Source organism: Parasutterella muris (assembly GCF_943193095.1).
GTDB classification, from domain to species: Bacteria; Pseudomonadota; Gammaproteobacteria; order Burkholderiales; family Burkholderiaceae_F; genus Parasutterella; species Parasutterella muris.
Genome location: NZ_CALPCV010000014.1, coordinates 12,461 through 38,140, shown reverse-complemented (window position 1 = coordinate 38,140; position 25,680 = coordinate 12,461). Strand labels below are relative to the sequence as shown.

Genomic DNA, 25,680 nt, shown 5'->3' with positions numbered 1-25,680 from the left:
TTTCACCTCTCTCGGTTGATTTCTTTTGCCGGTGCTTCTTTTTCCGAGGCTTTCAATTGAATTCCACGGCGACTGGCATCAACAAACACGTCAGCAAGTTTTGATCGGAACGACTCAACGAGCTTCGGATGCTCCTTGAATTCCTTCTGATTGACATGCGCCTGGAAAACCTTTTCAAACGTTTCTCGGTTTTCTGCACTCATGCCGGAAATTTTTTCTTGAGTTGCGCGTCTTTGCTCTTCCTCTTTGACAGCCTCTTTGTTGATAAAAACTGCCGGAACAACTTCGCCCTGCATACCGGAAATGCTGCATCTTCCGAAATCAGGTGATTCGAGTCTGTTCTCGTCAAAACTAACGAATTCGTATTTTTCAAGGAACTGATCGATTTTTTGAACCTCTGCTTCGGAAACACTGTCGCCGAGGCTGTCCGGCCCATAGACTATGTAAGGAATGTATTGGGGAGAGATGGAGCTATCAAAGCTGAATTTTTCAAGCTGTTCCGAGTATTCGATCGTCATTTTATTTCTCCTTTTCTCTTGCCGGCTGCTTCATCTGAACCACTGTGGCGTTGCGGCTTGGAGCATCAATCGCAAAGCGATTGAGACAAACCACCTGACCGTTGGCCTGAGCCTGTTCAAACAACTGATGAAGGTTGGTTTTCAGGCTTGAAAGCAGTTTGGGGTTGTTTTGAAACTCGCTCTTTTCGGCATAGCTTTTGACAAGAACGTCAAATGCCTGCTGATTGGCTCTGTTGAGGCCGCCTGACGTGTCTTTTTCTTCGGCTAGAAGCTCTTGTTTTCGCTCATTGAAATGTTCTTTGGCAGGTTCAAAAATTCGGTTGACCGCGATTTCCCTCAGAGTTGTTTCGCCTCTGTGGAAATCTAATTGGATGCAATCTCCTTGGTCGGCTTTTTCACTCAACTCTTTTGCGACCTCTTTAACCTCCTGCTCGAAGAATTTTTCGACGTTTGGATTTGAAAAATCCTCCTCACGCAGAAGCTTTTCACTGATGAACCGATCCTTAACCAGATCGGAGATTTCTCTATCCATTGCCAGGTGTTCAACCTCAGTGCCAACGAGATTAGAACAGTCAATGTCCACGGAGAATTTGTTGTCACCATGACGAGTGAAATCAACAACCGGCGAGTATTCCTGATCGTAGGGATCAATACGGATTCTCAGATCGGCGCAGCGAATCTCGGCATTAAGAAGAAAAAGCGGAACGATATCGAGCTGCTTTTTTGCAAATTCCGGTGAATATTTTTTTTCAAAATGGTCATACAGCTGAAATTCCGCATTCTGAGTCATGAGCTCAAACGTTTCAGCGGGCTTTTTGAGGTTAATGCTGTTGTAGTCTCTCGGCAAAACAAATTGCTCAGGAATAACCTGTTGAACAACTTTCAGGTCTTCAGCATCCAGGCCTTCCGTACTCAGAGGTTTGTTGTTAACAACCCGAATCTCCTCAGTACCCCAACGTTGAATGTCGTCAGTGAATTTTTTTTGATTCGACAGAATGTACTCTGTTTCATTTCGGCAAAGTTCTTTTATTTTCTGTGCGCAGTTGCGCAGATAAGTGTGTTCCACGCACTCTGTTAAAGTCTCTGCTTTCGGAGGAAGGATCAGTTCAATTGGATTGGTGAAATCAGTCCTCAGCTGTCGGTTGAGATTGTCGGCCTCACGCGTAAGGATTCGCTTTAAGGGCTCTGCATCAAACTGTGAGCATGCAGGCTCCATACTCCGAAATTTCTCTGCAAGGCGCGGCAGATTTTTACTTGAAAATAAAGCCTCAATCTTTTGACATTCATTTGGTAAATAACAAATTTCCTTCACCTGGAAAACAAAACCGCCTTTTTCTTTGTCGAATCGAGCCTGATTGATTGATAACGTTTCGTTGCCCAAGTAGAACGGATTGTGTCCTTCCGGACGCAAACCGTTCTGTTCCTTTTGGGCGACAACCAGCTTCATGTTCCCCAGATGCGCTGTGATTTGGTAGTCCTTAATCAGTTTTTCAATATCAACGGCTTGTTTTTCGCCATTTTTTGTCGCAGTCTGAGTGATGGAGGCATTAATTTTTTCAATCGCATTATGGGTGGAGGAGCCAAGCCGTGCCCCGTCCTCAATCGACGCTTGCCCGAAGGCGTTTTTGATAGCTTCCTGTGTCTTTGGCGAAAATTCTTTTAAGTAGTCGGCATTCAGATCAAAGTGAAGAGAAAAATATCCGATGGGCACGTCATTTTCATTCATTGCCGGCTCGGCAGCCGGAGCGGCTTTCAAACCAATGTCAAAGATATCCTTCGGGATTTCCTTTCCGTTGGCCTGTGCCTGTTCAAAAAGTAGATGAAGATGCGTTTTTAAACTTGAAAGAAGTTTCGGATTCTGACGGAACTCATCCTGCTCGGCATACCTGCTGATGAGTTCCTCGTAAGAATTCTGATTGATTTCATTCAATTTGTTTTCGTTTTTTTCTGACATAAGTTCATTTTTGTGTTTGCTGAAGAACTCTCTGGCAGGTTCAAAAATTCGATTGGAAACGGCCTCCGAGAGTGAAAATTCGTTGTTGTGCAGTTTCAGACTGAACTCCGGCTGAGCTGCTCTCTCTAAGTGCTCTCTGATGGGCGCTTTCACATGCTCCTGCCAAAATGCTTTGATCTTTTCGTTTGAAAAATCGTCGAAATCCAACAGATTTCTCACTAAAAATCCATCTCGGACTCGCTCTTCCAGGTCTCTCCAATTCATCAGTTCGTCTCGATCCTGATCATGCAGTTTCTGTGTATTCAGAGTGAGCGCAAATTCGTTCCCGATCTTCTCAAAGGACTTGACAGGAGACTCCTTTGCATTGAGAGGAAAGCGGACACGCAAGTCGGCACATTTGACGAAGGCGTTTGCACCGAAATCAGGAATCTCGCTGAGCTTCTCGGAAATCTCATCTTCACTGACCGATTTGCCTTTGAGGAAATCTTCAAATCGAAGTTCCGCGGCCTGGGTCATTTTTTCAAGTGCCTCGGCAGCCGCTCTTGCGTCAAACTGCTGCGGAAGGACGAATTCGGAGGGAACGATTTCATCCAGCGCGTTCTGCTCTTCTTCTGTCAAGGAGCTTGCCCAGGCGTTGTAGTAGTTGTCCTCAACCACAAACACCGGCCCAATGGTAGTGTTCAAAGAAATTTCATCCTGTCTGGACAGAATGTCATCTGAAAATTTGATGAATTCGTCTTTTTCCGTCATTGTTTGTTTACTCCTATGGGCTTTGATGAGTCGATAACGCTATTGACAACGTTCTTTATAGGATTCAGTCGATACACCGTGGAGAAATCGACATCACGCGCGACAAAAATTCCCACGCGCTCGCCTTGATTCTTTGTCAGCGTCGGCGGCATGTTTCCGCTCTGGCGCATCGCCTCACGGATTATTTCTTTCATGCCGTCTTCCGAATTTTGGTAGTAATTCACGCCGCCGTTGTTCTCGCTCTGTTTGGTCATGCCAAACTCAAACGCGTCCTGAACCAATGTGAAAAGGAGGGCATTGCCAAAACGAGCCCACCAATGAAAATCGATGTCTCCGGCCATGCCGGCTCCTCCGAGCGAATCGGTTGCCGGACTGTCCAAATTGATTCGCACGCCTTTAGGCGTTTGAATCTGGGTCCAAAGCACGAAAATTCGATTGAGGCCGTTTTCAACTGCCCCTTTGTATTCGCCGATTGCTTTAGAACCTCTTTCCAGAAGCAGCACTTTTCCGTTTGCTGAATAAATGTCTCTGGGCAAAACGCAGCTCGTCATCCCGGGAACTGTTGTATCCAGCTTCGTTTCCAAGATGCAGTCAATAAATGTGCCTTTGGCCAGAAGAAGATTTCTATCTGGCATCATGGCCGCACGGGTTGCAGGCGTCGAGACGGATGAAAGCAGGTTGCCGAGCTTTCCTCCGCCCCCTTGACCTGAGTTGTAGCCTTCCTCTCGGAAGCTCGCAGCAAGACCCTTGGTTTCGGTATCGCTCGCAATCGAGCTGGCTTGTCCCATCATCGGAGCCATGTTCCGCTTTTCTTCCAAAGTCGGTTCCTTTTTCTCTTCTTTCATCGCTATCGCCCGATCGGGAACACTGAGAGGAACGATTTGAGGCTCTGGCTGCTGAAGCTGAACCGGCTGCGGTTCAGGCTCCTTAATGACGGGCTTAGGCTCCTCAATCGGCTGAATTTCCGAGAGAGGAAGCAGCGTCAAAGATTTTGACGAAAAACCTCGTTCAACCTGCGGTTTGTCATCCGGCTTTGAGTTGGTTTTGTTTTTTTGGTAAAACCCAAAACCAATAACGATTAAAAGAACCAGAATCAGAAGCAGTGCAGAGAAAGTTCCGACTCTAGAGTTGTTTTGCTTTCGAGCTGCGACGCTTGGAATCCCAAGACTCTCTGTCTTCTCGGCTTCGGTTCCATTCGGTTTGTTTGTCGTGTCTGTCATTTAATTCACCTGCTTTATCAGTTCTCGTTTGAGCCCGGGCAGTGAAACGCCGGAATCACTGCTTTGACCGCCGCCTGTGAAGGCCTCGTTGTAAATTCCGACGACGGCAAACCCGGCGCGCAGCCTGAGTTCTTTGTAAACGCCGTGAATAACGAGCCAATCTCCCTTTACGTGACTGTTCAGCAGCGTTTCCACGTTGTTTTCCGCCACCCTGTAGACCGCAGGAAAATCTGTCTGGCGATCAAATTTCAGATATGTAAAGAGTCCGTCGTCATAAACCTCAAGCGGTGCAATTTCACGGCTCAGTTCTGACGACCCAAAGTTTTCGGTGTAACTTCTGTTAATTGCCTTGCTTTCTGCTGCGGCTTCAGGAGTTGTTTTGTCATCCAGTAAGGAGTCGATGACTTTTTTGCGGGCTTCTTCCTGAGCTTTTGCAGCTTCTTCCGCCGGGTAGCTGAATGCAAGACTGTATGTGGCGGACGGGCGGTTGCCCACAAGCCTCACATCAAAAAAGTAGGTGTGCTTGTTGGTAACCACAACAAGGTTCGTTGTGCCGTTGAAAGCTTTTGGCTTTAGAAAGAAGTGGTTCTCTCTTGCCATGAACTCCCAAGCAGTGGAGTACCCAGAACCGTAGTCCAAGACCTTTTCACCGGGGGAAAAAATGATTGTGGTGATAACACCGTTTACCGCATTTACAGGATAGACTTGGCCTTCTTTGTATTCAGTGTGCTGGATTCGGCGGTCCAGGCTGCTGACCTGAGTTTTTTCAAGAGCAAGAGCGTCGCACTCAAAAAACGTGAGAAATGCGGCGGGAAGCATCAGAGAGAGGAGCATTTTTTTCATCATTGTGCACCTCCCATGATGGGATCAACACGCCAAGAAGTGACTGTGAATCCCAGCGGATTGATAAGGCGCTGAGACTCACTCATTTCAAAGGTGGGGTTGTACTCGTAGCCGATCGTTGCACGCCAAGAATTTTTTGCCTCTTCCTGATTTGTGTACGTGTCTAAAAGACGCTTGGTGAATCGGACGGTGGCAATGCCGTTGCCATTTGGAACGACTGATTCAATTTCACAGACGATTTTCTTTTTGTCTTCGAGCAGGTTTTGAATAGATTTCTTGTTGTCTACTCCGTATTGGTTGTCGTACGGGGAAAAAACCTCGGGTACGCTCATCAGACGAACTCTGGCGTGATCGTTTTCGAGTGTTCGATAATCATAACTTTCACGACTTAAGGTGTAGAGGTTCAGCCAGTACTTATCCATCATCTCGTCAACCGGAATGTTTTGTGGGTCGCGAATGTCAATGACTCGTGTTGTTCCGGTTGATTTATCGAGCTCAACAATGAATGGATAGCTTTCCTTTTTGAGCGCAATCACGATTGCAACAATGGACACCAAAACCAACACAAGAGTGAGGATTTTGGCGACGTTCCAACCAAGCCTGGCCTGCTTCTCCTTCAGAGCGAGGCGCTCGGCGGTCCAATCCAATGCTTCCGCATACTTGTAGTCCTGAGCGTTCTTTTCCTGAGGTTTAGCCTCAATCTTGGGACTTGATTTCTTTCTTAAAAACATATTTTTCCCTAATATTGATATAATTTTTGTTAACTTTTAAATAACTTTTTGTGTTAAGAGGTACTTATGGCAACACTCGCATTGCGAAAGGTTGGAGGTTCTGTTGTCCTCACACTCCCGAAAACGCTGCTGGATCTGCTGAATGCAAAAGCCGGGGACAACGTTGAATACACGTTTGATAATGGGAAGCTCGTCATTGACTCAAAGCCAAAGCGCAGAAAACTTCCGAAATATGACTTGAACCAGCTGCTTGAAGAACACAAGCAAATCATGCCCTTGCTTGAAGAAGAGTATGCGGCGTGGGATCGAATGAAACCCGTTGGGACTGAAATGTTATGAACAAAGTTCTTCAGCAAGGCGACATAATTCGCATAGGCTTTGATCCCTCGATGGGACAGGAACAGCAGGGTGTACGTCCTGCTTTCGTTGTCAGCGTTCGACAGGTTAATGCTCTTTCTAATCGAGTTATTGTTGCCGCCATTAGCAATGGGGCTGCGTTTAATCGTGAACATGGCCTCACGGTCCCACTCATTGGAACCGGACTTCAGACATCCGGAGTCATTATTTGTGATCAAATCCGAACGATGGATGTCAATGCTAGAAGGGCTGCTTTTGTTGAATCCGCTCCTCAATACATCGTCGATGAAGTTCTTGGCAAACTTGCTCTCATCCTTGGAATAGACGAGTAGGTTCTTCATTGCCCTGACTCCTTATTTCCATCCTCGTAACCGAATCGGAAATTTGTCTTGGATTGATGTCCTGTTCGTGCGGCGGCAACCTTCAGTCGGTTTTCCTCTGAACGCTTTTGAGCAAAAGCCTCAATTGAAACCTTTTGGCCGGATGGCTGTGGCGGTTTCGGGGCGCCGCATCCGGCTAAAAATGGGATGAAAACTGCTGCAAATATCAGTTTGAATTTCATGTTTACTGTTCTCCGTTTCGTTTTTTCAAAATTTCGGCGGCGGCCTTTTCGTTGGCCTGAGCGCGGATTTCTTGCTGCTGTTCCATTTGCTCGGCTTCTGTTGGTACAGATTGGGAAGTAGATGTGCCGGATGCTGATTGAGGCACTTCAGCCTCCGTAGCCTTGTGTTCAGACGCGCTGAAATCGGACTTGTAGTCGAACTGTGAGTGATCAGTGCTGAAATTAGAATCTTTATCCATTGCACTCGAAACACCTGAAACTCCGGCGGCTCCTGCTGCGCCTTGCGTTCCTGTGGACCCGGCTGCTCCGCTGGCTCCTGTTGCTCCGGCTTCCCCTGTTGATCCTGCTGTACCCGGAGCTCCTGCCGGTCCGGACGCGCTTTGAGAACCGCTTGCTCCGGCTGAAGGAGCGGACGACTCTCCAAATGCACCGGGAACGCCGACCGATGCGGCGTTTCGTGCCGCTTGAGCTTCCTCTTGAGGAGTCTGCTGCTGAGAGGGCGGCGCTGTTGTTGCTCCGTTTGTTTCTCCATTTGCATGGTCAAAGCCGAAAAGACGAGCCGCAGAGCCCAATGAATAGCCCATAGCTGCGGAGGCAAAAGACCCGGTGTTCGTCAATCCTCCCGAGCCAAGAATGTTTCGTGCTTTCTCCCTCAGCTCGTCATTGTGAGTTGCCGCTCCATAGCCGAGAATCGCTCCGCCGGTAGCTGCCGCCATGGTTCTACCGACACTTGAGAACATGCCTGCAACGCTTGCGGCCTGAAGCGCAACACCGCCCGTAATGCCGGAGGCAAAGGACGGAATCGATTTGACAACCGTCGCAACCGCAAGAACGATGACGGAAAACGTCGCAAGTTTTAGAGATAGGGTGGAAAAATTCTTAGCAGCTTGGGCTTCTTCAGCCGCCAAAGTTAACTCATCAATATTGGTGGTAAAAATTCCATCCAATAAGCAAAGCATCCCGGCAATTGCAACCAGAGTGAAAACCCAACAAATGATTGCCCTGAGCCAGCCGTCGAACCAGCTGCGTGTTGCTGGGAACATCAGGGTGCAAATAAACAGCGGTCCAAAGGAGAGTCCCATCACAAGAAATATCTCGTACAGCATGAGATAACCGACCGCGAAAAACATGAAGTAGATCGACACAAAAAAGATGAGCACGAGCATCGCGAGCACAAACGCGATCAGTGCCATTGAGTCTCCAAAAACACCCCAGCTCAATTTGCTCCAGATGTTTTGGATTGCTGAGACTCCTTTCATGAATGACTCCCACGTCATATCAACTATCGACCAACAGTTATTGAGGTCAGCGAGGCCCGCAGCTGTTGAAAGAGCACCAAGAAGCATGTTTTCAACGCCGTAGACCGCCGGAATGACATAGGTTGCGAAATTCCCTGCATTCAAGGCAAAAAACGCGATCAGCACGATCTTTGCGCATTGAGTTACCAAATCAGGAATTGCACCCTCAATTCGCCCCGTCATCAGCAGATAAGCACGGATCATGAAATAGAGAAGAACGCCGGTGTAGACGACAATCGCAATTTCTGAGGCGATTTGCCCGGAGGCAGCCTCTGCAAAATTAGTCAGACTGCTTCGGATGCCTTCACCAAAAGTCGCGAAAACCCCGCTCATATTTGCTCCTTATCGCACCTTTATCGGTTTCAGGGCGTTTTTCACATCTTCCTGAGTCAGCTCAGGAAAGATTTGCTTCATCGCCTCTTGCCGAGCCTGTTCCTTGACGATCTCAGCTTGTTGATTCATTTGAGCCTGTTGGAACTCAGCGGCAAGTTTCGAGGACGAAAGAGCAACCTGCTCAGCCTGAATGCGGGCGGAAAGATCGGCAATCGCTTTGGCGTCTGTTGCGCTGTTGATCTGCTGCATCAAAAGTTCGACTTTTTCCAGCCTCTGAGTCACAGTTTTTTGAGTTTCTTCAAGAATTGCCTGCTGTTCAGCGACGAAACTTTGACTCTTAAGGCAGTTTTCTTTGACTTCCCCCGTGTAGTTCTCGCAAGCCTGACCAAGGTTCAGCCTGTCAAAAACTTCTTTGCCGAGAGAACTCAAAGAACCGGTTCCGCGCACAATCGCGTTCAAGCGAAGCTGAGCGTCCAGCGGAATCAAATTCCTCAGTTTTGAGTCGTAATGGATCATTCCGAGTCCGCGATTGCCCGTGATGGCATTCAGCTGACTGACGGCAGTGTTGTACTGCGCCTGTAGTTGCGAATACATTTGTTGCAGCTGAGTCAATTGCTGGACCATTTGTGCAATAGCTGCGGCGTCAACCGTTGGAATGCCGCTGGCAAATGCCCCGGAAGTCAATCCGGCAGAAAGAACCGCTGCGAGTAATAATTTCTTGTATTTCATTTATCTTCCTTTATAATGCGTGGCAACATTGTTATAACGGAGGTCAAAAATGCCCACGACTGCTAGTAATGACTCAATCCGAATTCGAGTTAATAAAGAACTCAAGAAGGAAGCCTCAGAACTTTTAAGCTCCATGGGTTTAAATTTCTCTGATTTTTTTCGCATTTCTCTTCTCAAATTAGTCAATGAAAAGAAAATGCCTTTTTCAATCGACGTTCCAAACCAAGAAACGATTCGGGCAATGCAAGCTACTGAAAATGGGGACGTGACATACCACGAGAGTGTGTCTTCATACTTTAAAAATCGAGGCAAGTAATGCTCCGCTTTGGAACGACCAGGCTTTTTGATAAGGATTTGGATTTGATGGAGAAACGCGGGAAGGACATTGGAAAATTGGAGCGCGTCCTTCAGTCCCTTATCTGTGAAGAGGCTCTGTCTTATCAATTGCGTGATCATCCGCTTAAGGGCAATTGGAGAGGTTATCGGGAACTGCACATGGAACCTGACTGGCTTTTGATCTATAAAAAGACTGACAAAGAAATCATTGCGGTGCGTACCGGAACTCATTCCGATCTTTTTTGATTGGTTTTCTTTACTCATACTTCTTCCTTCGGCTGCGCAGGTAGCGTTTTCTCACCGAAAAAATACGGAATCCACGTGTTCGGTTCAGTTCCGACCAGCTCAAACAGCTTTTCCCCAAAGGCTGTCGTTCCTGCTGAGCCGCTTAAAATCTTCAGTGCCTTTCGGAAGTTCCCCAAGTCGTGCCTCAGCAGAACAGAAACGGAGCCCTGCTTAACCAGCATCATTCGGCTCTGTCGATCAAGGCTTTTGATCAAATTGAACTCGTCCTTCGTCGTTTTGAATCCCTCGACATAATCCCGTTCGTTCGCGTCCGGGTTCGGCAGATAAATTTTTGTTGCCGTGTTGTCGATGAAGGCACTTCCTCTCTCATTTTTGAGAATGTCCTCGGGGCTTTGAGAGGCGAAAACGAATATCCCGTTTTGCTTACGAATCGTTTTCAGTTTGTCAAAGGCGTACTTGGCGGTGGCAGGGTCTGCCAGATACTTCCAAAACTCATCCATGACAATGATCGTTCGCCGCTTGTCTTTCATCACCTGCGATTCGATCAGATAGAGGACGATTTCGGTGAATGCCCCGCGGCATTCTTCATTTTCAAGAAAATCCGTTCCGTCGATTCCGAAATTTTTAAATTCGTTCAGATCGAGCGTGTTCTCCTCGTTGTCAAAGCACCATGCCAGGGCTCCTGTTGTGATCCATTTGTTTAAGCGAATCTTCAGAGATTTTTTTGCGTCCTCAGCCCGATCTCCCTGTTGCAGAGATTGCGGCAAAACTGCTAATCGGCGGTATTGCTTCGGCATACTCATGACTGTTTGAACGGCGTCCGCAAGGCGTTTTTCGTCAAGCGGTTCAATCGGCAGGCCGTCTCTGGCAATGAGCCGTTTTGTCCATCCGATCAGAAACTGGATGTTTTCCGGCGTAGGTTCCATCTGGAACGGATTGATCCCGGAGGGCTTGCCGTTTTCGATGGACAGGTAGCCGCCGCCCATTGCTCGAATTGCGAGTTCAGCGCCCTTATCTTTGTCAAACAGGATGATTGACAGATCGTTTTCTTCGGTTCTGAATTTTTGAGCGGAAAAAAGCAAAAAATTCAAAAGAACCGTTTTCCCGGCACCTGACGCACCAAGAATTGCTGTGTTGCCGAGCGGCACATCTCCGGTTGAGTCAACATTCGGATCGGTGTAATGAAAATTGAAATAGTAGGGTTGGTTTGAGGGCATGCGCATTAGTGCAACCGCCTCACCCCAAGGATTTCGGTTTCGTTTTCCACAGGGGAAATTGTGAAATGAGGCAAGATGCGCAAAATTCATGCTCGTGATTTTTGCGATTCTCGCTCGTTCCTTGCTGCCGGGAAGCTGATGCAGGAAACACGCAAACAACGCAAGAGTTGATTTAATCGGCAAAAATCCTGCATCCTGCAATTTCTTGATTGAGTCGTTGGCGTTTTTGGTCGCGGCTTTCTCGTTTTCGCCGAAAACCAACAATGAATATGAGTAGTCACCCATGACGAGTTCGCCGTTTGCAACCATATCGCGCGCAAACGACAGCAGCTGAATTTGGGAAACACCGTCGTCATTGGCAGATTTCAGCTGATTCTGCTGCTGTTTGAGGACCTTCAGCCCCTTCAGTTTGCTCATGCAGGTAAAAGATTGAGTTTCAATGAAACAATAGGGGGCATCCTGCTGAACACTGTTGTATAGCATCACATCCAACAGCCGCGAATAGGTGGCTGTAGGGAAGTCCTTCAGCTCAATTGACTGAGCAAATTGAGTGGAGAGTGCGCTCTGAAACTGAAGCGTATCCGCTCCGCAAAAAATTTGGACATTGCCCAGCACTTCAGATAACGGCATGCACGGCACTCGGACAGGCTGCCAAAAACCCGTAAGCAAAAAGTTATAGAAACTTAATTGGTGACTGAAGGTTTCGTTGTTCTTTTTGTATTCACGCAGAATCTCCGGTTCATAATCCGCAAGCGAATCAACCAGGTTCGAAAAGACCTTTTTGAATATCGAAAGACGCTCTAGGATTTCTTCCTTGACTTCGTCAACATTTGCCTTGTCGAGTCTGACGCTTGTAGCTTTGTGGCTGATAAGCGACACGTACAGCTCTGTTGCCATTAGCGAATCCGTTGACAATCCCGAGTTGTAGGACCGGATGAAATCATTGACAAATTCGGTTTTCGGGTCCGACGGAGCTGAAAGTTCGTCATGAATGATTCTGCGAATACGATGAACTTTGATGCTCATTTCGTCCGTGCTGGACGAAGCCGCCATCACCTTCAAAAAGTTGTTTTGCCTTTCAGCGTCTCTCTGGAGAACCTCGTTGCTGACAGCCTCGAAAACGCGGCCGGAGATTCGGACGGTTCCTACCAGATCGCCGTTTTTGCAGATTACGACACCGCGGTCAATGACCGCACTAAACGGGATGTAGTGCGAAAGCGACCTCTCCCCGTTGGCCAATTTCCGTTTTTCTTCAAACATTCTTTTCTCTTTTTTCAAATACAAAAAGTTCTTTTTGCTGACGAGGGCTGAATGAGCTGATTCCGTTCCAAAAGAGGCGGTTCTTATGTCCCAGAAGATTCAGCCGAAAGTACGAAAACCATTGGTTGAAAATCTGATCGTCCTTTTCAGCAAATTTGCTGAGGACGAAATGCGTGATTGGACACACCAGCATGAGTGGAATCCAGACGTATACTGCAAGCAGAATCCAAATCCCCAGATTCAGAACAAAAGGTTTGATTGGGACGCCCGCGATGCACGCGGGCCTCGTCGCCCCTTTGAACAAAGGACTCGACATTTGCATTTAACCCACCAGCAGTTCTGCAAGCCACGGAGCAGCAGCAATCACAACGGCCCCCATGAACGGTCCGGCAACCTGCTGAAGCGCAACACCCATAAACAAAACCTTGTAGCCTGCCCACACAATGGCGACCGTCACAACAGCAAGAGATACGCCCTGAAGGGTTGAGAGAATCGTGTTGAACAATGTGTTTACGCTCTGTGTCCCAGCGGCTGCCAGTGCAGGCTCACAAATCATGAGCGAAACGAACAAAACGGGGGAAAGAATTTTTAAAGTTTTAAGCATGTTTTCTCCTTGCTAGAGTTAAAAAATGAGGCCTCTTTGAGAGTCTCGGGTTGAAACAATCAGAGTTGATTGAGTTGAAGGCTTCTCTTCTTCTGTTGAAGAAAGAGAAGGAATTTTTTTCAAACCTGCGTTTTTGCGAACAGAGTTCACGTAGCCGTGGCTGTAGCCCTGCTTGAAATTTCCGCTGTAATAACAAGACAGTGCGTCATGCAGGTTTTTAGATTGTGTGGTGCCGTTTTTTTGAGCTCTGGCATAGCAGTCGCCCAAAATCTGAGCCGCAACGCTCAGGTTTGTGCAGGCGTCCAACGCCTTGGCTGCATCAATTCCAAAGGCTGCAAAATTACTTTTATTGATTTGTCCGAGTCCGACCGAGTAGTTGGCGCCCGCGAGCTCCAGGCGAGCAATTGCGGCCATTGCCTCGTGAAATGACTTTGGCTGAGGAATGCTGCCGCCGACAACGCCGATCGCATACGGATTGAAGTTCGATTCAGTCTTCACAATTGCTCTCAGAGTATCAACGGCAACACTCGGAGCGCAGCGCTGAGCAAGATCGGCAAACTCATCAGCCTGAGCGAGGTGCAGTGGTGCAGCAACACACAGAACGAAGATAAATTGCTTTAATATTGGTTTGTTACTAAAATTAGTAACGAGTGGAGGAAATATTTTGACTAAAAACGACAAATTGCTAATCCGTCTAACCAAATTTCCTACCGCATCGGATATAACCTTCAATGAGCTTTGCTCTGTGCTTAGTTCACTTGGTTTTGATTGGATAGGCGATCGTGGTGGTTCACACGGGCGTTTTGTTTCACGCAGTTCTAAAAGCGACGTGATTTTTTGTGCTCTCCCCCATCCCAGAAATGTTTTGGGAAGAGGAACCATACGTAATATTGTTGAATCATTGAGAACAATGGGGTATTTATGACAGTAAATATGCTTAGATACAAGGGGTACGAAGGGTCGGTTGACTGCGATTTTTCGGATAATCTTCTGACGGGAAGAGTTCTCGGGGTTCGTTGCTGTTTGGTTTACGAAGCTCAGACATTGATTGAACTCCAAAAGGCATTTCATCAAACTGTGGACGATTACTTGGCCTACTGTAAAAACGAAAATATCAGTCCGGAAAAACCTTTTTCCGGGAACCTCAATATTCGCCTGGGCTCTGAACGGCATCAAGCTCTTGCTGCCTATGCACGTAAGCACGGCATCAAGATTAATGATGTGATTCGTTCTGCTATCGACCGATTCGTACAAGAATAGGCTTTTACTTTCGCAATTGATTAAATGAGAAAGACAGAACTTGGCAAGGCCTATGATCCTACAGACTATCTGACGGACGAAAGAGACTACATCCTGTATCTTCGAGCCTGTTTTGATGAAGACCCGGGAGACGGTTCTTTGATCCGTTCCGCCGTTCTCGACATCGCCAAAGCTCAAGGCATGACAGAAGTTGCCCGTAAAAGCGGACTGTCTAGAGATGGACTTTATAAAGCACTGAGTCCTGAAGGCAATCCCGGCTTTACAACAATGAGCCTGATTCTGAAGGCTCTTGGGGTTCAGCTGGACGTTCAGCCTGCTTGATTTCTCATTCATGCAGACCTCCTTCATAATCGAGAAGACCTCGCCTGAACGATCTTGCCGTGTCTCTGACAAACCACAAGTCAAGACCAAAAGTTCTTGAAATGGCCTTGTAGCCAAAACCGTCTTTGAGCAGAGGCACAATGAACTCCCTCTGGCTGGCTCGATCAAACAATCTGCAAACGCTGCCGTTTAAACCGCAGAGATAGACGTAGCGCCAGCCTTCGGCAGTGTGGCGATTGAGATTCAATGTCTCAACGGTTTCGTTCAGCGTTGCACCTCGGGCAAAAAGCGCTTCAGCAATACAGCGGCGAACAACTGCATCCGGAGCCATTTTTTGCCAACGGTCAGCATGTGTTTGTTTTGGGCAATGGATTGCTGGCATATCAATACCCCGCCATAGTCGCGTCTCTCAAAGTGCTACAATGTAGGCGCGAATTAAAACAGGAGGTTGATATGACAACAGCTGATTCTTTCATTCGAGTCCGACTCGACAAAGAATTGAAATCAGAAGCGAGCGAAATTCTTTCTGCTATGGGCCTGTCTATATCCGATTTAGTGCGGATGACTTTGACAAAATTGGTTGCCGAACGAGATCTACCCTTTAGTACGTATGTACCCAATAAGGAGACTGTTCGAGCGATGAATACCAAAGACGAAGACTTACTCGAATACGACTCTTTTTCTGCTTTAATTGAAGAAGTTGACAAAGAAAGCTCTAAAGAATGAAAGTCAAAATTTCTCCATCCTTTAAAAAGGATTTGAAGAAAGCAAGGAAATCTGGCAGAAGCATTGGACATTTGGAAGAAGTTATTAACCAGATTCAAAATGGCTGCCTTGACCCTAAATGGAAGGATCATCCTCTTGTAGGGCACTGGGTTCCTCACAGGGAACTGCACCTCGCTTCTGATTTTCTTTTGGTTTACCGAATTGAAGCGGGAGCGATTGTTTTGTCTAGACTTGGCTCTCACAGTGAGCTTTTCAATAAAGTGAAAAGGTAATTCGTTCATACTTTTCTCTTCTTTGGATTGATCGGTGTTGAGCGGACTCCTTGCGGAGTCCGTTCTTCGTTTTAATGGTTAGAAGCGATAACGGCCTTCGAGCTTGAATCCGGTATCTAGCTTCCCTGCTGAACCTTTCGTCAAACCCAATTGAAGTCCGCCGGTTACATTGCCTCTTTCAACTTGCAGACCTGCTTGAAGCTTGGACGAGAACCTGCCTGCAAACTCGTTGCTCATAGAGTCCATTTCTCCGATAGAAACACCGGATACTTTTGTTGAGTTCTTCAAATTTCCAATGCTGTAGGTCAGAGTCAGATCAGCTTGTGGGCGTACGGTCCACCGCCCGAAACTGACCTCTCCTTGCAGTCCGACCCCAACCGGCAATTGCAGTAAGTTGGTTGAAGTCTGACCATAGGAAAAAGCCTTTTGACCGTTAAGCGAGGTTGTATAGCCTTGAGTATGCGTACGCAGCCAGCGGACTCCGACATGAGGAACAACTTGGAAGTTGTCAGTAACTTGGATATTCTTTTCCAGCTTTGTCGCGACATTAGCCACCGTATTCTTAATTCGAGCTTCTGCTTTACTGAAGCCTGACCAAGAGGGCAGTCCTTGAGACGCTTTACTGATGTTTTGTCCAACGTTGATTGAACTAATCCAGTTCAGCTCATTACCAAAGTCCTTGGCTACATAGCCGTGGAGCATCCATTGACTGAATTTGTTCTTCGTGTCGATGTAATCACCGAGGGAATCAGCTTTACCTTTCTGGAAGGAAGCCGCGAGCCCTGTTCTGACAGAAGGCATAGCCTCAAACTGATGATCTGCCCCAAGAACCAGTCCTCCGGCAGAAGCCTTATAGCCTCCGGTCATGTTACCGGCTCCGTCCAGAGATTTAGTCTTCAGATGAGTGCCCAAAATATCAGCCCAAAGGTGCAGCCCTGAGTAATCTTTCAGATAACCGTTGGCGTAGCCGTAGTCTCGGAAGGACAGATGTTTTTCAATCGAATCAGTTGCATTGTCTGCCAAGTCATTAGTGATAGACAAAGCACCGGATGCTTGACCGATCACCACAATTGAATTCAACAGCTTGGTTTTCAGGTCGCGCCCGGCTGTCTGATCCTTGAGGATTTTGCAGATCAACTGCTCATCGACTCCGCCGTTGCAGGGACCGTTGAGGGCTTTATTAACGTTATTTGGAATGACAATATCCGGGTAAAGCGTTCTGACATCCGCGAGCTGAGCATTGACCCAAATATTCTTCGGATCGTTGTGCAGAGTCAGAATCCATTCCAGACCTGTTCCTTGCTGAGCTAACGCATACAGATTGTCTTTGGCTATCCATCCGCCAATCCAGCCGGTATCATCCTCATTACCGGTTGTAATAAATCCGCTGACAATCGAGTAATCTCCCGGTTCTTCCAGTCCTCCGAGAACTAGAGTAGCTCCGGGCTCCACTGTAACTTTGGCTATGTCGCTAGTGGTCGTAAAGATCGATGTATCAGCTGCTACCGGAGCCTTAACAACAGTGTAGCTGCCGTCAGCAAAATACAAGTCGCCATTGCCAATCTGCACATGCTCATTTTCATTTGTCCAGACTTCAGGTCCAACGGCAATACCACCGCCGGGACCCGTCACGACCGGTTCCGTTACCACGAGACGACTGGGAACATCCGGAATGCCCAGTGCCTGATTAACATCGGCAAAATCCAGCGCATCTTCACCTAAACCGAGGTCACCGTTGTTTTTAACATAGATATTGGTATCAATAGGTTTGCTCTCCAGCACGAACTCTACCTGAGCTTTGTTTTCCTCTGAGAGAGGCTTATCGTTGCCAATTACTAGATCACCGCCGTTTAAGTCGATATCTTTAGCATTAAGTTCTCCTCCTCCGAGTTCGACTTTTCCGTCATCTATCGTCAATTTGTCGGTATCTGTCTTGCCGGTGTTTTCAAAAATCCCCCCGTCAATCTTGATTTCGTTCCAGATAGAGGTTCCGGAATTCTTATGAGTTCCATCCGGACCGACGGTCTTGATATCACCCTTTTCATAACCTCTGTTATCCGATACGCCGCCGTCCTTAATCGTCATGTCGTCATAATTAGCGGTGCCGTCGTTTGTCAGGTTGCCTGTAACGAGAGTATTTTCAACTTGTGTGGCGTCAAGATTTCCGTCTTTTTCATTGGTCATGTCGCCCGCTACATCCAAGCCGTTCCAGATGGAAACGCCTGAGTTAGAGTGCGAGCCGCCGTCTTCAATCTTCAGCCACTGACCCTTTTCATAGCCGCTGTTGATTGAGTCTCCGCCGGCAGCAATTGTCATGTCCTTGTACTGAGCATGGCCGGCATTAGTCAGAGTACCGCTAACTTCAGTGTTCTCAACTTTTGAAGCATCAAGAACTCCTGTTGTCGTATTGACGAATTCTCCGGCTACATTAAAGCTTGAGCCGACGTCCAAAGAACCGGAGTTTTCTTGTTTACCGGTCTTTGCAACATCAATGCGGTTCCAAATTGAAACCTTGCTATTGCTGTGCGTTCCGTTGACTGTCAGCCATTCTCCTTTTTCATAATTGGAGGTGGTAGAAGAGCCGGTGGCAGCAATAACCATGTCGTTGTAATTGGCTACTCCGGTATTGTCTAATTCACCGGCGATTTGAGACGTTTGAATGCCAGACGCTGCTAAATTCCCCTTATTTTCTAATCGACCTCCGACAGCTACTTCAAAAGCTTTCTGATCGGCATCCGCATCCGTGTCCGGATCAGCTAATGTGGAAGTTGATGAGTCGCTTCCAATAACGAAGTCTTTGAAGTTCTGGATCAAACCGGCAACAGAGACTTTCTTAAAGAAAGAGCTGCCTTCATTGACATGTTTACCTCCTTCTTGAACATCAATTGCTTTACCGCTTTCTTCACCTTTATTGTGTGAAGAACCGTCTTTAGCAACTGTCAGGACTGAATAAAGCCCGGTGCCTTTATTCAAGAGTTCATTGCTGACAATAAGGTTGGTCTTATTGGCGGAACTGAAAATTGCTCCTTCTGCATTTTCAAATTTACCCTTGATCTCAAACGGTATATGGTCTTTATCGGAAACTTGACCGGAGTGAGAATTGCCAAGCCAGATTTGGCCCTCATTGAGCCAATCCCCGTTTCCTGTGTAATTATGAGAGTGAAGGATCGATCCTTTATTGATATGGATTTTCCCGTTGTTTTCAATATCCCATACGGCATACTCGCCGTTTTTGGCTTCAACTTCTCCGGACTCATGGATTTGCAAAGAACCAATCCATCCAAGAGTTGGAGTGTGGGCTGCAAAGCTGCCATAGGTGAATTTGCCAGAGACCTCAACATGTCCTCCGTCATTGTTGTCGTTCTTGATTAGCGCTGTATTTTCGTTAAACAAAACGCTGTCAGGAACGCTGTGTACGTTGTTTCGGTCCTCATCAGTTCTGATGTCGTCATCATCGTGATGACCAACTAGAGCGAATTCTTTACCACTTTCAATATGGACTTGATCTGCTCCTTCGACACTCAAAAATCCAATACCGTTATTGACATCAATCACGTTTGCATTCTCGTGATTATGTTCATTAAAGCCGATTACTAGGTTTCGATTGTTTCCATCCGGGTCGTTAGTTGACTCGTTGTACAGTTTTGTATGACTTAGAACGACACCGGTCAGAGCTCCTCCGCCGGTTTGCTCTGTGTCAAACTGATTTGCTAGATCAACTGTCAATTTCCCATCGACCTGTCCGGTAAATGCGAGATAGAGTCCATCAGAGGTATCTCCCGGAGAACTAGGATTGTCGGGATTGATTGTCCCGGGATTCTCAGCTTCAGCTGCAAAGTTCTGCATTGCCTGGACAACACCGGACATTTTCAGATATTGGTCGTTGAAAACGACTAGCCCGCTTGAGCCTTGAATTGCTGTTTTTACGTCATCCTTCAGCGAACCAACACTCGTAGCTCCTAAAACGTGTGTCGGAACTCCAATCTGTCCGCTTGAATCTGTACCGTCAATGGTGAGAAGATCACGTTTGACGTCATTAAAGACTTGGTCCAGCTTTGTCTCTAATGCGCCGCCGGCTAAAACAACGGAATTCTCAGTTGTACCGTCAAAGCTCAATTTGTCAGCCTGTAGAACTCCGCCAGCATAAATATTGACTTTCGTTTCACTGGTCAACTCTGGCGCATAGACAACCGTTAATGAATCCTTCCAATTTTTCTTGCTCTCAGCCGGATCGGTTGTGACAATGATCGGGTTTTTGCCTGCTCCGGAAATATTAATTGTGTTATTTCCAAGGCCGGCTGCATTGCCGTTAGAGTCTTTAATCAGTGACCCGTCCACATATCCGCCGCTAATGTTCAGCGTCGAGTTTTCAAACCAGCCTGAGTCTGATTGAATCGAGCCGCCTGTTTGGTTATAGATCGAACCCTGAGATTGAGTAATAGATGCCAGATGAAGATTTGCTGAGTTGTTCAGCGAGGAACCTGCTGACAGTTCTGTTTCACCAAAATTTGCGTCTCCCTTGACTTCGAGGGAGCCCTTAACATTGAGAGAACCGGAATGATCTGCCGCTTTTACAGCAAGTTTTGCCCCCTGATCAACCTCCACTGAACCGGAGCCGGAAACGCTTTGAACTTCATACATCCCGGCGGCTGCCAACAGTGATGCATTGGTCTGAGTTAGCTGAACCTCAGCGACTTTTCCTGAGTACGTCTCACTTAAACCTTTGGAGCCCAACACCAGCTTTGACAATCCATCAACAACTGTATTGACAGCTGTCATCACGAAGTTTGAGCTTTCTCCTTTCTCTCCGACTAACTCAAGAGTTTTACCGTCTTTGACCGTAATAGAGGCTGCATCGTTGACACCCTTGAAACCAGCGGAATGTTTGACACCGTTCTCACCGATCTCAACTGAGCTCCCTTCACCCTCCAACGTGTGGCTAAGGATTGTAACGTTCTGAAGCTCTCCAACATTGTTATAAAGTTCATTGGCTTTGGCGACGGTCAAAATATCATTTGATGAAAGTCCGCTGATGTTGCCTTGGAACTCAAGGGTCGTTGCGCTAAACTGTGCTTTAAATGCCTTTGTCAGATCGTCGGCCTGAGTCTGCGTTAGATTCACGCCGGTTACGATGACTTTTCCACCGGCAAAAGAGGCATGATTAACCAACGTTTGAGCAACAGTTCCGGGGAGATACTGCTTGAAGAATTCGTTCAGGCTTGTCCTGATCGTCTGCGGTGCGGAAGCGTTCAAGGTGACGTACTTCAGTTCTTGCGCCCCCTGCTTCCAACGGAATCGAAAATGTTAAAAACATTGTTAGTCTGGAGAGTGCCGCCGTTGTTAATTAATTTAGCGTTTGTCCCGAACTTCAATAGATTGGAAACTGTTAGATAGCCTGTATTATTAATTGTTCCGCTAACAGCAACATCACGACTTACGCTCAGCGTTCCTGAGTTTGTAATACAGTCGATGTTCTTAATCTCCGCCAGCCCTAGGCTCGAATTTTGAGCAACACTGAGATTACCGTTTCCTTGAACAGTGCTGCCTAACCAAGCTCCCCGTGCGATCTCCAAGGCGCCTCCGGAAAAGGCAATGTTATGAATTGAGCCTCCGTTAGTTCCGACAGAAGAGTGTCCCAATCGCAATGTACCGTTGCTGATTGATACATCTCTGTCAACTGCATATCCTGAGCCGATCCCGGTGACGGTTAATCGTCTTCCGTTAGTTACGGAAATCGATGAAGTACCGTTAATTGTCCTAAATCCGATGTTGTTTGCAATACTTGAAGAATTACCTACATTGACCCCTGCATTCTGAGCATTTAAATCGTTTCGATAAAAAATATAATCATTAAACCCTTCGGCTTGAATGGCTCTGATTGTTGCCAGGTTCCATTCGTCCGCAGCCATACTGGTCCTGCTGCCGGAAAAAATTAGTTGTGCTCCGTTTTGTCCATTGAATTTTTCTCTTAGTTTGGCAGCTACAGGGGAGCTTGGCGCATAATCAATAATATTTAACGTACCTCCGTCAAAAACCATATGTGGGTACCATTCGGGAGTCTCGCCTAACGTTGATTCACCTCTATAGCTGTTTGCGGTAATAGTTGTGACGGCATTATTGGGATCAATAACATCTAAAGGAATCGGTGCTCCGGCTGCAATGCTGACAAAATTAGCAGCAATAGAGTTAATTGTGCCTCCTTTGTTGGTTAACTTTCCATGACTGAAATTCCCTTCAAAGTTCATGGGACCCCAAAGGTTCATTGTTCCAGTGTTGTAGAAAAATTGATTGGAAGCGGTCTTTTTTCCGCCGTCATTTTTAATATAAAAAGTTCCTGAATAATGATTAAAGGTACCGGTATTCCAGAAACCGTACATGGTTTTGCCTGTACCGTTGTAGTCATTTTCATATCTTGGAATTGTGAATGTTCCGTAATTATCAAAAACTCCGTTATTTTGAAAACCTATGGCATTGCCATTGGAATAAGAAAACCAGTCTCTAATGGAGATAGTGCCTCTGTTAATGAGGTGCCCATTGTTGACCATTTGGAAGCCATCTCCGGCATGGCTGAAGGAACCATAATCTCCATTGCCGCCGTTGAAGTTCAATTCCCCATTGTTGGTAAACGTTCCATCGTTTTTAAACCCGATATCAGTTATTGGTTGCTCCAGTCCGTTCCAAGAGGCGGCTCTGCGAAAATTTAAGCTGGCATTGTTTGTGACATCTGCCCCTGTGGCAATTAACAATCCAACTGTTTCGGTTGATGCATTAGAACCTGAGAACGTGAAGTCTTCGTTCTGAGAGATTGTTCCTCCAGTTAATGTCTGACCTATTGTTCCCACTTGTACCTGCATGGCATTTGCAGATGACAGAACAAGAGACAGAACGAGCCCGGGAATCACGCATTGTCCATTATTAGATGAATGCGAAGATACTGCCTCAGAAACTGCCACAAAGCAGCCTCTGCTATTGTTCCATACGGATTTGAAGATTTTGTTCATATTCGTTTTTTGATCAAAAACTTGGCCGGCTTTGTCGCTGACGAAATGAACGTTCAGAAAGAATCAACCATCACCGCTTCTTTCTTGCGGGGCCTTCGCTGACGAATAATTAGTTAACATAGAGGATGTCCGAAGCGGCTGAGAGCCGCCGGCCAAGGAAGCGCTCACTTAAAATTCGTCAGCTACCGCTTCGGACAAAATCGGCGCTTTACTCTTTCTCTTTCTTCGGAGTGAAAGTCAGGCTCAGAACCTCGTATGCGGCGATTTCGCTTATGCGTACTCCGATCATGCGTTCTCCGCCGAACACAATAGAGTGGTCCTCTTCAGGATCGAAGTCCGAAAAAAGCTGGACAAACTTTTCGATCTGCGGATTGATTTTTCCGTTTTCTTCAGCGTTGAAATCAATTGCGAACTCACCGCCGCATTTCAGCACCAGCTTTAATCTCTGAATGTGTTTTTTGTCTGTCATTTTTTCTTCCTTGTAAATTCTTGGTTGAAAACTGTTTTGAAAAAAAGAACCTCTGCCCGCGGGTCAAGTTGTTGATCTCGAGGTAGAAAAAGAGTTAACCCTCTCTTCAGCCCAACCCCCCGGAAGGGCTGACGTTTTGGGCAGAGGTTTTGCATTGCTCAAGGATTTGCAATCTGAAATCCATTCAAGCAGCTCAGAAAGGTTGTGGGATTGTTTTGTCAAAAACTTTTTCCCTCGTGCAACCTTTGCTTCAAAAAGTGTTACGCGTTTCAGTCCGTTTGCGGCTTGAACCTTTTTGTCTGAAACGATTGAAATTTGTGCATTGTCAATAATCCTATCGTTGATTCTCATGTTGTTTCCCTCACCAGTGAACGCGTGTCCAAGTCTGTCCGTTGATCACGACATCAATAGCCCTTCTTGATTGGAATTTTTGCCAGACGACTTCGTCATAAACACGCACTGTCCTGTAGCACGTTGTCCAGTAGCTGCTGTCTCCTGATTCCTGCTGGCAGCTATAAGCCTCAAGTGCGGTCCCCTGAAAACCTTTGACGCAGGCTTTAGTGCCGCCCCAATAGCCGCTGTTATCAGATTCAAAATAATGTTCACCGCCGTAATTGAAGGTGGATTTACCTCTCAAATACTTTTGATTTTTTCTGCCGGTTGAGAACTGTTCTGGATCATTCAAATTTCCCTGAACGACGAATCCGCGAGGCGCATCTTCCATTCCGCTGATCGAGCAGGGGTCAAATCCGTCATTCAGCTGCTTTGCGTAATTGCCGTCTCCAGCCATAGGGCAGGACGGAAATTTGCAGGGATGTCTCCAGGAGAGGCAGTCAAAAAGCTTGTCAATCGGAGGTCTGCATTCCGAAACCGCACGAGGACCGTTCGGATTAGCCAGGCATAAAAGCACTTCACAGCCCCAGCGATCATCCCCGCTCAAAAGATCAATTTTTGGCATTCCCGGAATCGACGAGTAATCCGTCAGGTCTTCAGCCAACGCATGGAAGCCGTATGCAAACAGCGCAGAACTGACAACAGCTGCACTCAAAAGTGTTTTAAGTTTTGGGATTTGATGGATTGTTTTCATTATTGAGTCCTCAAAACGCGATAGGTAGTGGTCTCCGAGGGGAAGAATAGAATTTAGTTTGCACACTTAAATTACTAATCAACCCTCGGAGGAAAAACTTATGAAACTTAGCTATCAATCGATAAAACAAATAGACAGGTTCAGTGGCATTTTCATTTGGGTGGTTGTTGCTCCTTACGCTTTTGCAGTGGCGCTTATTGTTATGTGGGCGTTCTACATCAAAGATAACCCGACTGCTCGAATATCGGATTTCGTTATCCCTGTTTGCACAGGGATAACTTGTGTTGCTACTATGGCTAATGGTTTCTTCTCCTTTGATGCAAATCGAAAACGCGTACGTATGGATCAAAGACTTCCAGCTATAGAAGCAAGCTGTACCAAGATAAAAGATGGGGTTTCGGGAAAGTATTTGAACATAAGCTTTCCCAATGTTTCCGTCCCCTTCATTGTGTACAAAATTCAGCTTCCTGCCGGTTGGAAATTTTCCGATAGGAGAAAAAACGCGTTCGTTCAAAACACTCAAATTCATTTCAATCAAGGTAGCTTTCCAGCACAAGAATTGCATTTTCATGTTTTATCCCCTTTGGATTACCCTGAGGATTATTGTTTGCAGATTAGCTTGCATACCTCTCTTAGAGAAGAACTTATTAAGGTTGAGGCCGTCATCGAGTAAATAAGCAGATGCGGGTGCTGGCGAAAGAATTGCCTTGAACAGAAAGAAGGCTCCAACACTTTGCAACAGGAATGTAGTGACAATCAGCAACTTGAAAAGTTCCTTTTTGACCCTTTCCGTATCTTTTGATTGCAACAGAAAAAGACAATGGAGAGTTTCAAATATTGAAAGTAGTAAAAAACACAAAACAAAGAAGAACAAAATGTCAGGAATAATAGAGTTGACATAGGGAATAACCATGTCTCCTATCGGATAATTGAAAGTTTTCATCACATCAGCTCCCGTAACTCTCCAGCCCTACAAATCCGCAGCAGCCAATGAGGACAAACATAATGCCGATCAGCATTAGTCCCGGTGCAGTGAAGGACACTGGGTCTCCATCGTTTTGGAACAAAAACAGAGGCGCAATAGTCAGGCAGCACAGGCCGAAAATGATGAAGAAAAACAGTTCAGGCATCATCCGATCCTCCTGGCTGAGGTCTCCGCGGTACTGGGTAGAATTTGAAAATCCAATAAAAAATCCCAACCCAATACGCGGAGAAAACTATGAAATCTCAAATAATTTGCGAACTGATTCAGACCACGATTAAAAGTTCGCTCAAAATCCTTTACGTTGTTGTTGCCGTAGTAGCCTTGGCTTATTCTCTCTTGTACATTCAGCAACGCTACCCTGACGAAGTAGGACATCTTTGCGATATCGTTACAGCTCTCGGAACAGCTATTTCTGCCGGCTGTGCTTGGCTTGCTCTTTCTATAAGCAGGCAATTGATTCAAGAGAAAAAATCTGAGAACGCTGAAACTAATTCCTCTGCGTACACCACTGCTAAGACTGCTGGAGTCAAACCGATAATTGACCCAAACAAAACGGCTAATAAATAAAGCTTGTCGTTTGAAGAAAGAGGTCGTCCCAAGA

The 25,680-nt window shown here is 46.5% G+C and carries 30 protein-coding genes; 11 read left to right on the top strand and 19 right to left on the bottom strand.

Features of this window, described 5'->3' with window-relative positions; all coding sequences use genetic code 11:
• Nucleotides 1-2 precede the first annotated feature (2 nt).
• From NFR90_RS06660 to NFR90_RS06640, 5 genes are read right to left on the bottom strand one after another with little or no spacing between them, the layout of a single operon-like run.
• Entirely contained in the window at nt 3-518 is a 516-nt protein-coding gene (locus NFR90_RS06660; RefSeq protein ID WP_160335481.1) for a hypothetical protein, read from the bottom strand.
• Between the two features lies 1 nt (nt 519).
• Nucleotides 520-3,222, bottom strand: coding sequence for a hypothetical protein (locus tag NFR90_RS06655; RefSeq protein WP_251451623.1), 2,703 nt, complete (start codon nt 3,220-3,222; stop codon nt 520-522).
• Complete coding sequence (gene virB10 / locus NFR90_RS06650) at nt 3,219-4,442, bottom strand: type IV secretion system protein VirB10 (protein WP_251451621.1); 1,224 nt, start codon at nt 4,440-4,442, stop codon at nt 3,219-3,221. The genes NFR90_RS06655 and virB10 overlap by 4 nt, the downstream gene beginning before the upstream one ends.
• Nucleotides 4,443-5,288, bottom strand: a complete 846-nt coding sequence (locus tag NFR90_RS06645) for a TrbG/VirB9 family P-type conjugative transfer protein (protein WP_237178763.1) — start codon at nt 5,286-5,288, stop codon at nt 4,443-4,445.
• Nucleotides 5,285-6,016 carry a VirB8 family type IV secretion system protein gene (locus NFR90_RS06640; RefSeq protein ID WP_251451619.1) on the bottom strand — a complete coding sequence of 244 codons (732 nt, stop codon included), beginning with the start codon at nt 6,014-6,016 and terminating at the stop codon, nt 5,285-5,287. Before NFR90_RS06640 ends, NFR90_RS06645 begins: the two co-directional genes overlap by 4 nt.
• 66 nt (nt 6,017-6,082) lie before the next feature.
• Between NFR90_RS06640 and NFR90_RS06635 the strand changes: the two genes are divergently transcribed.
• Complete coding sequence (locus NFR90_RS06635; protein ID WP_160335476.1) at nt 6,083-6,355, top strand: AbrB/MazE/SpoVT family DNA-binding domain-containing protein; 273 nt, start codon at nt 6,083-6,085, stop codon at nt 6,353-6,355.
• Nucleotides 6,352-6,705 (top strand): type II toxin-antitoxin system PemK/MazF family toxin, encoded by a 354-nt coding sequence (locus tag NFR90_RS06630; protein ID WP_251451617.1) that lies wholly within the window; start codon nt 6,352-6,354, stop codon nt 6,703-6,705. The genes NFR90_RS06635 and NFR90_RS06630 overlap by 4 nt, the downstream gene beginning before the upstream one ends.
• 5 nt (nt 6,706-6,710) lie before the next feature.
• Here NFR90_RS06630 and NFR90_RS06625 read toward each other — a convergent pair whose 3' ends face one another.
• The 3 genes from NFR90_RS06625 to NFR90_RS06615 are packed head-to-tail and all read right to left on the bottom strand — an operon-like array spanning nt 6,711 to nt 9,295.
• On the bottom strand, nt 6,711-6,935 hold the full coding sequence (locus NFR90_RS06625; protein ID WP_251451615.1) for a hypothetical protein: 225 nt from the start codon (nt 6,933-6,935) through the stop codon (nt 6,711-6,713).
• Nucleotides 6,936-6,937: 2 nt separating this feature from the next.
• Nucleotides 6,938-8,566 carry a type IV secretion system protein gene (locus NFR90_RS06620; RefSeq protein ID WP_251451613.1) on the bottom strand — a complete coding sequence of 543 codons (1,629 nt, stop codon included), beginning with the start codon at nt 8,564-8,566 and terminating at the stop codon, nt 6,938-6,940.
• Nucleotides 8,567-8,575: 9 nt separating this feature from the next.
• Nucleotides 8,576-9,295 (bottom strand): TrbJ/VirB5 family protein, encoded by a 720-nt coding sequence (locus NFR90_RS06615; RefSeq protein ID WP_251451611.1) that lies wholly within the window; start codon nt 9,293-9,295, stop codon nt 8,576-8,578.
• 49 nt (nt 9,296-9,344) lie between these two features.
• Here NFR90_RS06615 and NFR90_RS06610 point away from each other — a divergent pair, with 49 nt between their 5' ends.
• Nucleotides 9,345-9,611: a type II toxin-antitoxin system RelB/DinJ family antitoxin gene (locus NFR90_RS06610; RefSeq protein WP_251451609.1), complete on the top strand. Its 267-nt coding sequence runs from the start codon at nt 9,345-9,347 to the stop codon at nt 9,609-9,611.
• Nucleotides 9,611-9,877: a type II toxin-antitoxin system RelE/ParE family toxin gene (locus tag NFR90_RS06605; protein ID WP_251451607.1), complete on the top strand. Its 267-nt coding sequence runs from the start codon at nt 9,611-9,613 to the stop codon at nt 9,875-9,877. Before NFR90_RS06610 ends, NFR90_RS06605 begins: the two co-directional genes overlap by 1 nt.
• A 14-nt stretch (nt 9,878-9,891) precedes the next feature.
• Here NFR90_RS06605 and NFR90_RS06600 read toward each other — a convergent pair whose 3' ends face one another.
• The 4 genes from NFR90_RS06600 to NFR90_RS06585 are packed head-to-tail and all read right to left on the bottom strand — an operon-like array spanning nt 9,892 to nt 13,639.
• The gene (locus NFR90_RS06600; RefSeq protein WP_251451605.1) at nt 9,892-12,354 is read right to left on the bottom strand and encodes a VirB4 family type IV secretion/conjugal transfer ATPase; all 2,463 of its coding nucleotides are present in this window, start codon (nt 12,352-12,354) and stop codon (nt 9,892-9,894) included.
• A complete protein-coding gene (locus NFR90_RS06595; protein WP_251451603.1) occupies nt 12,347-12,676 on the bottom strand; it encodes a VirB3 family type IV secretion system protein in 330 nt (109 codons plus the stop codon). Before NFR90_RS06595 ends, NFR90_RS06600 begins: the two co-directional genes overlap by 8 nt.
• Nucleotides 12,677-12,958, bottom strand: coding sequence for a TrbC/VirB2 family protein (locus tag NFR90_RS06590; RefSeq protein WP_251451601.1), 282 nt, complete (start codon nt 12,956-12,958; stop codon nt 12,677-12,679).
• 18 nt (nt 12,959-12,976) lie between these two features.
• Nucleotides 12,977-13,639: a lytic transglycosylase domain-containing protein gene (locus tag NFR90_RS06585; protein ID WP_277612801.1), complete on the bottom strand. Its 663-nt coding sequence runs from the start codon at nt 13,637-13,639 to the stop codon at nt 12,977-12,979.
• Here NFR90_RS06585 and NFR90_RS06580 point away from each other — a divergent pair.
• From NFR90_RS06580 to NFR90_RS06570, 3 genes are read left to right on the top strand one after another with little or no spacing between them, the layout of a single operon-like run.
• Complete coding sequence (locus tag NFR90_RS06580) at nt 13,623-13,883, top strand: type II toxin-antitoxin system HicA family toxin (protein WP_251451598.1); 261 nt, start codon at nt 13,623-13,625, stop codon at nt 13,881-13,883. The two genes, NFR90_RS06585 and NFR90_RS06580, sit on opposite strands and share 17 nt — an antisense overlap.
• Nucleotides 13,880-14,218: a type II toxin-antitoxin system HicB family antitoxin gene (locus tag NFR90_RS06575; protein WP_251451597.1), complete on the top strand. Its 339-nt coding sequence runs from the start codon at nt 13,880-13,882 to the stop codon at nt 14,216-14,218. The genes NFR90_RS06580 and NFR90_RS06575 overlap by 4 nt, the downstream gene beginning before the upstream one ends.
• Nucleotides 14,219-14,242: 24 nt before the next feature.
• Nucleotides 14,243-14,539: an addiction module antidote protein gene (locus NFR90_RS06570; protein WP_160335462.1), complete on the top strand. Its 297-nt coding sequence runs from the start codon at nt 14,243-14,245 to the stop codon at nt 14,537-14,539.
• A 4-nt stretch (nt 14,540-14,543) separates the two neighbouring features.
• Here NFR90_RS06570 and NFR90_RS06565 read toward each other — a convergent pair whose 3' ends face one another.
• The gene (locus tag NFR90_RS06565; protein WP_251451596.1) at nt 14,544-14,921 is read right to left on the bottom strand and encodes a hypothetical protein; all 378 of its coding nucleotides are present in this window, start codon (nt 14,919-14,921) and stop codon (nt 14,544-14,546) included.
• Nucleotides 14,922-14,992: 71 nt separating this feature from the next.
• Here NFR90_RS06565 and NFR90_RS06560 point away from each other — a divergent pair, with 71 nt between their 5' ends.
• Both NFR90_RS06560 and NFR90_RS06555 read left to right on the top strand, forming a co-directional pair.
• Nucleotides 14,993-15,265, top strand: coding sequence for a type II toxin-antitoxin system RelB/DinJ family antitoxin (locus NFR90_RS06560; protein WP_251451595.1), 273 nt, complete (start codon nt 14,993-14,995; stop codon nt 15,263-15,265).
• On the top strand, nt 15,262-15,537 hold the full coding sequence (locus tag NFR90_RS06555) for a type II toxin-antitoxin system RelE/ParE family toxin (RefSeq protein ID WP_251451594.1): 276 nt from the start codon (nt 15,262-15,264) through the stop codon (nt 15,535-15,537). The genes NFR90_RS06560 and NFR90_RS06555 overlap by 4 nt, the downstream gene beginning before the upstream one ends.
• A 78-nt stretch (nt 15,538-15,615) precedes the next feature.
• On the opposite strand, the gene NFR90_RS06550 is transcribed toward NFR90_RS06555, so the two are convergent.
• The 5 genes from NFR90_RS06550 to NFR90_RS06530 all read right to left on the bottom strand — a co-directional run bounded on the left by NFR90_RS06550 (nt 15,616) and on the right by NFR90_RS06530 (nt 24,094).
• On the bottom strand, nt 15,616-20,790 hold the full coding sequence (locus NFR90_RS06550; RefSeq protein ID WP_251451593.1) for an autotransporter outer membrane beta-barrel domain-containing protein: 5,175 nt from the start codon (nt 20,788-20,790) through the stop codon (nt 15,616-15,618).
• Between the two features lie 11 nt (nt 20,791-20,801).
• Entirely contained in the window at nt 20,802-22,538 is a 1,737-nt protein-coding gene (locus NFR90_RS06545; RefSeq protein WP_277612800.1) for an ESPR domain-containing protein, read from the bottom strand.
• Nucleotides 22,539-22,746: 208 nt separating this feature from the next.
• Complete coding sequence (locus NFR90_RS06540) at nt 22,747-23,007, bottom strand: hypothetical protein (protein ID WP_251451591.1); 261 nt, start codon at nt 23,005-23,007, stop codon at nt 22,747-22,749.
• 63 nt (nt 23,008-23,070) lie between these two features.
• Nucleotides 23,071-23,358 (bottom strand): hypothetical protein, encoded by a 288-nt coding sequence (locus tag NFR90_RS06535; RefSeq protein WP_251451590.1) that lies wholly within the window; start codon nt 23,356-23,358, stop codon nt 23,071-23,073.
• A 10-nt stretch (nt 23,359-23,368) separates the two neighbouring features.
• A complete protein-coding gene (locus tag NFR90_RS06530; RefSeq protein ID WP_251451589.1) occupies nt 23,369-24,094 on the bottom strand; it encodes a TrbM/KikA/MpfK family conjugal transfer protein in 726 nt (241 codons plus the stop codon).
• Nucleotides 24,095-24,194: 100 nt separating this feature from the next.
• Between NFR90_RS06530 and NFR90_RS06525 the strand changes: the two genes are divergently transcribed.
• On the top strand, nt 24,195-24,767 hold the full coding sequence (locus NFR90_RS06525; RefSeq protein ID WP_251451588.1) for a hypothetical protein: 573 nt from the start codon (nt 24,195-24,197) through the stop codon (nt 24,765-24,767).
• A 274-nt stretch (nt 24,768-25,041) separates the two neighbouring features.
• On the opposite strand, the gene NFR90_RS06520 is transcribed toward NFR90_RS06525, so the two are convergent.
• On the bottom strand, nt 25,042-25,227 hold the full coding sequence (locus NFR90_RS06520) for a hypothetical protein (RefSeq protein ID WP_251451587.1): 186 nt from the start codon (nt 25,225-25,227) through the stop codon (nt 25,042-25,044).
• Between the two features lie 86 nt (nt 25,228-25,313).
• On the opposite strand from NFR90_RS06520, the gene NFR90_RS06515 reads away from it, so the two are divergent.
• Nucleotides 25,314-25,646: a hypothetical protein gene (locus NFR90_RS06515; protein ID WP_251451586.1), complete on the top strand. Its 333-nt coding sequence runs from the start codon at nt 25,314-25,316 to the stop codon at nt 25,644-25,646.
• Nucleotides 25,647-25,680: the final 34 nt, after the last annotated feature.

What these genes read in the sequence shown, in the direction of transcription:
- NFR90_RS06660 (WP_160335481.1), bottom strand. Translation starts at nt 518, where the DNA reads ATGACGATCGAATACTCGGAACAGCTTGAAAAATTCAGCTTTGATAGC.
- NFR90_RS06655 (WP_251451623.1), bottom strand. Translation starts at nt 3,222, where the DNA reads ATGACGGAAAAAGACGAATTCATCAAATTTTCAGATGACATTCTGTCC.
- virB10 (WP_251451621.1), bottom strand. Translation starts at nt 4,442, where the DNA reads ATGACAGACACGACAAACAAACCGAATGGAACCGAAGCCGAGAAGACA.
- NFR90_RS06645 (WP_237178763.1), bottom strand. Translation starts at nt 5,288, where the DNA reads ATGATGAAAAAAATGCTCCTCTCTCTGATGCTTCCCGCCGCATTTCTC.
- NFR90_RS06640 (WP_251451619.1), bottom strand. Translation starts at nt 6,016, where the DNA reads ATGTTTTTAAGAAAGAAATCAAGTCCCAAGATTGAGGCTAAACCTCAG.
- NFR90_RS06635 (WP_160335476.1), top strand. Translation starts at nt 6,083, where the DNA reads ATGGCAACACTCGCATTGCGAAAGGTTGGAGGTTCTGTTGTCCTCACA.
- NFR90_RS06630 (WP_251451617.1), top strand. Translation starts at nt 6,352, where the DNA reads ATGAACAAAGTTCTTCAGCAAGGCGACATAATTCGCATAGGCTTTGAT.
- NFR90_RS06625 (WP_251451615.1), bottom strand. Translation starts at nt 6,935, where the DNA reads ATGAAATTCAAACTGATATTTGCAGCAGTTTTCATCCCATTTTTAGCC.
- NFR90_RS06620 (WP_251451613.1), bottom strand. Translation starts at nt 8,566, where the DNA reads ATGAGCGGGGTTTTCGCGACTTTTGGTGAAGGCATCCGAAGCAGTCTG.
- NFR90_RS06615 (WP_251451611.1), bottom strand. Translation starts at nt 9,295, where the DNA reads ATGAAATACAAGAAATTATTACTCGCAGCGGTTCTTTCTGCCGGATTG.
- NFR90_RS06610 (WP_251451609.1), top strand. Translation starts at nt 9,345, where the DNA reads ATGCCCACGACTGCTAGTAATGACTCAATCCGAATTCGAGTTAATAAA.
- NFR90_RS06605 (WP_251451607.1), top strand. Translation starts at nt 9,611, where the DNA reads ATGCTCCGCTTTGGAACGACCAGGCTTTTTGATAAGGATTTGGATTTG.
- NFR90_RS06600 (WP_251451605.1), bottom strand. Translation starts at nt 12,354, where the DNA reads ATGTTTGAAGAAAAACGGAAATTGGCCAACGGGGAGAGGTCGCTTTCG.
- NFR90_RS06595 (WP_251451603.1), bottom strand. Translation starts at nt 12,676, where the DNA reads ATGCAAATGTCGAGTCCTTTGTTCAAAGGGGCGACGAGGCCCGCGTGC.
- NFR90_RS06590 (WP_251451601.1), bottom strand. Translation starts at nt 12,958, where the DNA reads ATGCTTAAAACTTTAAAAATTCTTTCCCCCGTTTTGTTCGTTTCGCTC.
- NFR90_RS06575 (WP_251451597.1), top strand. Translation starts at nt 13,880, where the DNA reads ATGACAGTAAATATGCTTAGATACAAGGGGTACGAAGGGTCGGTTGAC.
- NFR90_RS06570 (WP_160335462.1), top strand. Translation starts at nt 14,243, where the DNA reads ATGAGAAAGACAGAACTTGGCAAGGCCTATGATCCTACAGACTATCTG.
- NFR90_RS06565 (WP_251451596.1), bottom strand. Translation starts at nt 14,921, where the DNA reads ATGCCAGCAATCCATTGCCCAAAACAAACACATGCTGACCGTTGGCAA.
- NFR90_RS06560 (WP_251451595.1), top strand. Translation starts at nt 14,993, where the DNA reads ATGACAACAGCTGATTCTTTCATTCGAGTCCGACTCGACAAAGAATTG.
- NFR90_RS06555 (WP_251451594.1), top strand. Translation starts at nt 15,262, where the DNA reads ATGAAAGTCAAAATTTCTCCATCCTTTAAAAAGGATTTGAAGAAAGCA.
- NFR90_RS06545 (WP_277612800.1), bottom strand. Translation starts at nt 22,538, where the DNA reads ATGAACAAAATCTTCAAATCCGTATGGAACAATAGCAGAGGCTGCTTT.
- NFR90_RS06540 (WP_251451591.1), bottom strand. Translation starts at nt 23,007, where the DNA reads ATGACAGACAAAAAACACATTCAGAGATTAAAGCTGGTGCTGAAATGC.
- NFR90_RS06535 (WP_251451590.1), bottom strand. Translation starts at nt 23,358, where the DNA reads ATGAGAATCAACGATAGGATTATTGACAATGCACAAATTTCAATCGTT.
- NFR90_RS06530 (WP_251451589.1), bottom strand. Translation starts at nt 24,094, where the DNA reads ATGAAAACAATCCATCAAATCCCAAAACTTAAAACACTTTTGAGTGCA.
- NFR90_RS06525 (WP_251451588.1), top strand. Translation starts at nt 24,195, where the DNA reads ATGAAACTTAGCTATCAATCGATAAAACAAATAGACAGGTTCAGTGGC.
- NFR90_RS06520 (WP_251451587.1), bottom strand. Translation starts at nt 25,227, where the DNA reads ATGATGCCTGAACTGTTTTTCTTCATCATTTTCGGCCTGTGCTGCCTG.
- NFR90_RS06515 (WP_251451586.1), top strand. Translation starts at nt 25,314, where the DNA reads ATGAAATCTCAAATAATTTGCGAACTGATTCAGACCACGATTAAAAGT.